The organism is Microcystis sp. M49636_WE2 (assembly GCF_030065375.1).
GTDB classification, from domain to species: Bacteria; Cyanobacteriota; Cyanobacteriia; order Cyanobacteriales; family Microcystaceae; genus Microcystis; species Microcystis aeruginosa_C.
The window spans coordinates 1-2,243 of the sequence record NZ_JASJFG010000175.1 but is presented as its reverse complement, the minus strand read 5'-3'; the positions used below and the strand labels follow the sequence as shown (position 1 = coordinate 2,243).

Annotated in this window: 2 protein-coding genes and 1 pseudogene; 1 reads left to right on the top strand and 2 read right to left on the bottom strand. The window is 44.0% G+C overall.

All coding sequences use genetic code 11. From position 1 onward, the window contains the following. Together PX484_RS04015 and PX484_RS04010 are read right to left on the bottom strand one after the other, a co-directional pair. Positions 1-675 (bottom strand): annotated as a pseudogene (locus tag PX484_RS04015) (formylglycine-generating enzyme family protein); the annotation flags it as partial. A 251-nt stretch (positions 676-926) separates the two neighbouring features. Beyond that, positions 927-1,163, bottom strand: a complete 237-nt coding sequence (locus PX484_RS04010; protein WP_002753114.1) for a type II toxin-antitoxin system HicB family antitoxin — start codon at positions 1,161-1,163, stop codon at positions 927-929. Positions 1,164-1,350: 187 nt separating this feature from the next. Between PX484_RS04010 and PX484_RS04005 the strand changes: the two genes are divergently transcribed. Beyond that, on the top strand, positions 1,351-1,998 hold the full coding sequence (locus tag PX484_RS04005) for a DUF3386 domain-containing protein (protein WP_004268696.1): 648 nt from the start codon (positions 1,351-1,353) through the stop codon (positions 1,996-1,998). Positions 1,999-2,243: the final 245 nt, after the last annotated feature.

The following is a 2,243-nucleotide window of genomic DNA, read 5'->3' as shown; positions in this document are numbered from 1 at the left end:
GATAATTGGTTTTAGGTATTGTTCTAGATTAATGGCTACTTTGGCCATTTCGATCGCTTCTTGTTCCAGACTATCTAACTCCAGCTGCAACTGATACACTTGTTTGTACCCGTTCAACTCGCCGATCATTTTCGAGAAAACCTGTTTTTGTGTATCCTGATCTTCAGCTAATTTCTGGATACTTTCGCTGATTAAGTCGATTTTCTTGAGCATAAGCAAGCTGGCGCAACCAAAGAGAATCACGGTGCGGAAAATCTGCTGTTTCTGTAGTCTCAGGGTATCTCGCAGTTCAGCCGAGCCGATGCTATTCTCCAAAGATTGGCGTTTTCGCTCTTTTTCTGCCAATTTATGGCATTTAACCGCCACTGCCTCCTTGATTTCCTCGGTCAGTGACAGGAAAAACCGCCGGTATTCATCCTTATGGTCGGTGAGAAATCCGATTAACTGGTTATAGTCCTTGACTAATCTTTCTAATTCTTGAAAAGTTTCCTCGAAATTGAGGGGTTCTTCTTTTTTCCTCAATCCTAACCATGTATTGCGGACCCGTTTTCCAGTTTTAATCAGTTGCTGTCTTTCTTGAATCTGATCCTGCAAAACCAATAAATCGGGGCGATTTAGTTGGGGAAGTTGATAGGTTTTCCGATAAAGCTTGATTTTCGCCGTTTCTTTTGCCATCGCCTTGGTCGCTGAGGGTGAGTTTTTTCTATTTTAGCCTGATTTTTGATCAGCTAAGACGCATTTTAACCGCCTATCCTTAAACCCCCCCGATGTTGGTAGGGTTGATTAATAGTAGGGTTGATTAATAGTAGGGTTGATTCATGAATCAACCCTACCCCAATGTCGGAGGGGGGTTGCCTCTTACCTCGTCTCAACAAGCAATTTAAATTAAGAACAGCATAATGTCTTTGCCGGATAGTTGTTTCAGCTTAGGCATATTCTGGCTGTAACTCAAATATAATCTGTAGAGAAGGTTTGGCAACTAGACCGAACTCCCTGGGGTCTTCTCCCTCTAAATGCAGTAAAATGGCTTCTTGGAGATTATTAACCACCTCATCTAAGGTATTTCCCTGGGTGACAATCGAAATTTCCACGCATTCACCTACATATCCTTGTTGTTCACCAGAACGAATAATTGCGGTAACTTTTGGACTTAATTTTGTCATAATTGCTCATGTTTATTTTTTGCTTATTTAGATTTATGGCAATCGAGCAAGGGACTGGTCATTGACCCATTCTAACTGACTTTTCCCTAAGCTGTGGAATTCATCTAGTTTTCTAGAAATCTCGGCCAGAGGCGAAAAAATCAGCGACAATGATATAAATGGAGTTATCAACACAAGTAAAGCGATTATGACTGTAGCCACGACGAACGCCCGAGATATTTTCCGCTCCGCCTACGAAAACCGTTACACTTGGGATGAAGGATTCCCCGGTTACACTGCTGATATTATCCTCACCCAAGGGGAGGAAGTCCATACGGGCAAAATTCAAGTTAATGCCGATTATAGTGTGGAAGTAACGGGCATTGATGACGAGAAAGTGCAAGAAAGTATCTATAATCAAATGCGCGACATCGTTACTCACCGCAAAAGAGGCAATTTTGATGCCTCCCACGGCAAAAACCAGTTTAATTTCGGGCAAGATGATCCCACCGGTGCGGTAGAAATTCTTGTCACCGGCGATGCGATGGGATCTAATTATAAGGTCCGCGGCCAGGAAATCTGTCAAGTCAGTCGAGTCATGGGACCGATGGCTTTTACTATTAATACCGAGGAAAGTCTCGATACGGGAGAAGGTTATATTTCTATTCGCTATAATGCCATTTTCCGCAATGCTAAAACCGATGAATTAAAGGGAAAACGTGACTTTAAGGAAACCTACGAAAAAATCGGTAATTATTATTTACCCTCCTGTCAAGTGATTAACGCAATCGATGCCGGGGGCGAAAAATCCACCACAGAATTTACTTTTATCAATCTGCAGCTTTTAGAATCTTAAGGGTTATCCCCGCCCAAAAAGCGTTAGGATCGAAGTAACTAAGTAGGTGGGTGTTAAAAATTGTCGGATCCCCCCGCCTATCGGCACCCCCCTTATCAAGGGGGGCAGGGGGGATCAAACCCCCCTTATCAAGGGTAGATCCCCCCGCCTATCGGCACCCCCCTTATCAAGGGGGGCAGGGGGGATCAAACCCCCCTTATCAAGGGTAGATCCCCCCGCCTATCGGCACCCCCCTTATCAAAGGG

What these genes read in the sequence shown, in the direction of transcription:
- PX484_RS04010 (WP_002753114.1), bottom strand. Translation starts at nt 1,163, where the DNA reads ATGACAAAATTAAGTCCAAAAGTTACCGCAATTATTCGTTCTGGTGAA.
- PX484_RS04005 (WP_004268696.1), top strand. Translation starts at nt 1,351, where the DNA reads ATGACTGTAGCCACGACGAACGCCCGAGATATTTTCCGCTCCGCCTAC.